Annotated in this window: 2 protein-coding genes; one reads left to right on the forward strand and one right to left on the reverse strand. The window is 68.8% G+C overall.

Annotated features, from left to right (window positions below; genetic code table 11):
• Positions 1–118: 118 nt before the first annotated feature.
• On the reverse strand, positions 119–2,938 hold the full coding sequence (locus QH283_RS17090; RefSeq protein ID WP_280503985.1) for an aconitate hydratase: 2,820 nt from the start codon (positions 2,936–2,938) through the stop codon (positions 119–121).
• 220 nt (positions 2,939–3,158) lie between these two features.
• On the opposite strand from QH283_RS17090, the gene QH283_RS17095 reads away from it, so the two are divergent.
• Complete coding sequence (locus tag QH283_RS17095; RefSeq protein WP_280503986.1) at positions 3,159–3,755, forward strand: DUF6676 family protein; 597 nt, start codon at positions 3,159–3,161, stop codon at positions 3,753–3,755.
• Positions 3,756–3,898: the final 143 nt, after the last annotated feature.

The raw sequence follows: 3,898 nt of genomic DNA on the forward strand, positions 1-3,898 counted from the left end.
TTGGGGCCGGGTTCTCCTTCTTGGGGGTCTGGCCCTGTTCCTGTAACGCACCCACGCTTGCCCGCCCCCCACCGCCGGTGCGGCGGCGCCGTCACGACGCCGCCGCGGATTCGCGCACTCAGCTGCGAATCATGTTGCGCAGCACGTACTGCAGGATGCCGCCGTTGCGGTAGTAGTCCGCCTCACCGGGGGTGTCGATGCGGACCACGGCGTCGAAGGTGACCTTCTCGCCGCTCTCCTTGGTCGCGGTGACCTTCAGGGTCTTCGGGGTCACACCCTCGTTGAGCTTGGTGATGCCCTCGATGTCGTAGACCTCGGTGCCGTCCAGGCCGAGCGACTTGGCCGACTCGCCCGCCGGGAACTGCAGCGGGATGACGCCCATGCCGATCAGGTTCGAGCGGTGGATGCGCTCGAAGGACTCGGTGATGACGGCCTTGACGCCCAGCAGGCGGGTGCCCTTGGCGGCCCAGTCCCGCGAGGAGCCCGAACCGTACTCCTTGCCACCGATCACGACCAGCGGGATGCCCGCGGCCTGGTAGTTCTGCGAGGCGTCGTAGATGAACGCCTGCGGGCCGCCCTCCTGGGTGAAGTCGCGGGTGTAGCCACCCGAGACGTCGTCGAGCAGCTGGTTGCGCAGCCGGATGTTGGCGAAGGTGCCGCGGATCATGACCTCGTGGTTGCCGCGACGCGAGCCGAGGGAGTTGTAGTCCTTGCGCGCCACGCCGTGAGCGTCGAGGTACTGCGCGGCCGGGGTGCCAGGCTTGATCGGACCGGCGGGGCTGATGTGGTCGGTGGTGACCGAGTCACCCAGCAGCGCCAGCACACGCGCGCCCTTGATGTCCTCGACCGGGGCCGGGTCCATCGTCATGCCGTCGAAGTACGGCGCCTTGCGGACGTAGGTGGAGTCCGGGTCCCACGCGAAGGTGTCGCCCTCCGGGGTCTCCAGGTTCTGCCAGCGGTGATCGCCCTTGAAGACCTCCGCGTAGGACTTGCGGAACATGTCCTGGCTGATCGCGGCCTTGATGGTGTCGTCGATCTCCTGGGCCGAGGGCCAGATGTCCTTCAGGAAGACGTCGTTGCCCTCGGAGTCCTTGCCCAGCGGGTCGGTCTCGAAGTCGAAGTCCATGGTGCCCGCGAGCGCGTAGGCGATGACCAGCGGCGGCGAGGCCAGGTAGTTCATCTTCACGTCGGGGGAGATGCGGCCCTCGAAGTTGCGGTTGCCCGAGAGCACCGCGGTGACCGACAGGTCGTTGTCGTTGACCGCCTTGGAGATCTCCTCCGGCAGCGGACCGGTGTTGCCGATGCAGGTGGTGCAGCCGAAACCGCCCAGGTAGAAGCCCAGCTTCTCCAGGTACGGCCACAGGCCGGCCTTCTCGTAGTAGTCGGCGACGACCTGCGAGCCGGGCGCCATGTTGGTCTTGACCCACGGCTTGGTGGACAGGCCCTTCTCCACCGCGTTGCGGGCCAGCAGGGCCGCGCCGATCATGACCGACGGGTTCGAGGTGTTGGTGCAGGAGGTGATGCCCGCGACCACGACGGCGCCGTGATCGAGCACGAACTCGCCGCGCTCCTCGGAGACGACCTTGACCGGCTTGGTCGGACGGCCCTCGGCGCCGTTGGCCGCGGACTGCACGTCGATCGCGTCGTCGTCGGCGAAGGACAGCACCGCCGGATCGCTGGCGGGGAAGGACTCCTCGACGGCCTCGTCCAGCTTCGAGTGCGGGGTCTGCGCCGCGGTCTCGCCCTCGCTGTCGCTGGTGTAGTTGTGGATGTCCTTGCGGAAGGCGATCTTCGACTCGCTGAGCAGGATGCGGTCCTGCGGACGCTTCGGGCCTGCGATCGACGGGACGACCGTGCTCAGGTCCAGCTCGAGGTACTCGGAGTACTCCGGCTCGCGCGAGGGATCGTGCCACATGCCCTGCTCCTTGGCGTACGCCTCGACGAGCGCGAGCTGCTCGTCGCTGCGGCCGGTCAGGCGCAGGTAGTTGATGGTCTCGGCGTCGATCGGGAAGATCGCGGCGGTGGAGCCGAACTCGGGGCTCATGTTGCCCAGGGTGGCGCGGTTGGCCAGCGGCACCTCGGCGACGCCCGCGCCGTAGAACTCGACGAACTTGCCGACCACGCCGTGCTTGCGCAGCATGTCGGTGACGGTGAGCACGACGTCGGTGGCGGTCACGCCCGGCTGGATCTCACCGGTCAGCTTGAAGCCGACCACGCGCGGGATCAGCATGGAGACCGGCTGGCCGAGCATGGCGGCCTCGGCCTCGATGCCGCCGACGCCCCAGCCGAGCACGCCGAGGCCGTTGACCATGGTGGTGTGCGAGTCGGTGCCGACACAGGTGTCGGGGTAGGCCTGGCCGTTGCGGACCATGACGGTCGGGGCCAGGTACTCGATGTTCACCTGGTGCACGATGCCCATGCCCGGGGGAACGACGCGGAAGTCGTCGAAGGCGCCCTGGCCCCAGCGCAGGAACTGGTAGCGCTCGCTGTTGCGCTCGTACTCCAGGTCCACGTTGCGCTCGAGGGCGTCGGCGCGGCCGAAGACGTCGAGGATGACGGAGTGGTCGATGACCATGTCGGCGGGGGAGAGCGGGTTGACCTTGTTCGGGTCGCCGCCGAGGGTGGTGACGGCCTCACGCATGGTGGCGAGGTCGACGACACAGGGGACGCCGGTGAAGTCCTGCATGATCACGCGGGCCGGGGTGAACTGGATCTCGGTGTCCGGCTCGGCGCTGGGGTCCCAGTTGGCGATGGCGCGGATGTGGTCGGCGGTGATGTTCGCGCCGTCCTCGGTGCGGAGCAGGTTCTCCGCGAGGACCTTGAGTGCGTAGGGGAGTTTCTCGGTGCCGGGCACGGCGGAGAGGCGGAAGATCTCGTAGGAGTTGCTTCCGACCTCGAGGGTGCCCTTGGCGCCGAAAGTATCGATACTTGTCGTCACGTCAGCTCCGCTCGTCGGTGAGGGTGTTGGCCACCGGCGGGGCTGTGCCGGTGACTCGAGTCCGTGGAGGTTCTCCGGCCACTGGGAGCACCGGTTCCTCGCGACACAACTCTAACAGTACGCTTGTCCTGCAAAACCTCCGGGGTCGGCTCGGCGTGGCGCGAGCGAACAGCTCGCGACCGGGTGGCGTACTGTGCTCTCGATCGCCTTGCAGTGTTGGATGCCCGTCGTCGTACCCGGCGGCGCGGCTGCACAGACCGGATGGAAGATGGCCCCCTGGTACACCTCGGTTTTCTCCCCGCTGGCCGCGGGACTGCCGCCCACCATCGACGATGATGCGCTGGCGGCGATCAAGGCCGACGTCGCCGACAACCACGTGGCGACGCCCGAGGGGCGTGACCAGTCCGAACTCGCGGCGATCGTGGCCGAAGCGCGAGCCGACGGCATCCCGCTGAGCATCGTGGTCATCCCCGGAAATCCAGGCCACGACTCCAATCTACGGGACCTGGCAACCGAGGTGGCCAAGACCGAGCACGGCACGGTCGTCGTCTTCAGCGACGACTGGGTCGGCACCTACAGCGACACCATCAGCCGGGTGCGCCTGGAATGGGCCGAGGACGCGGCCAAGAGCAAACAGGGCGACTCGGTCACCGCCGCCACGATCTTCGTCGACCGGATCAACGAGCCCGAGGCCGTCTCCTGGACCGCCTTCACCTGCGTCGTGCTCGGGGGCACCGCCGCCGCGGTCGCGGGGCTGGCCTACGTCAAGGCGCGCCGGTCTGCCGCGGAGCGGGAGGGCGGCGTGAGCCGCGGGTAGCCGCACGGCGCGCCCGATCCGGCCGGATCGGAGCCCGCGCGTCGGCGCCCTCACCGGGCCGTCCCGCTTCGGGGGCGGCCCGTGGTCGTCTGCGGGGGACGCGCGCGTCCGGGGTGGGGGGAGCCCGCGAAGTGCTCCCGGCG

This window comes from Nocardia farcinica (genome assembly GCF_029867845.1).
In the GTDB taxonomy this organism is placed as follows: domain Bacteria; phylum Actinomycetota; class Actinomycetes; order Mycobacteriales; family Mycobacteriaceae; genus Nocardia; species Nocardia farcinica_A.

Excerpts from the sequence above, each read along its gene's own strand:
- QH283_RS17095 (WP_280503986.1), top strand. The coding sequence starts at position 3,159 with ATGCCCGTCGTCGTACCCGGCGGCGCGGCTGCACAGACCGGATGGAAG.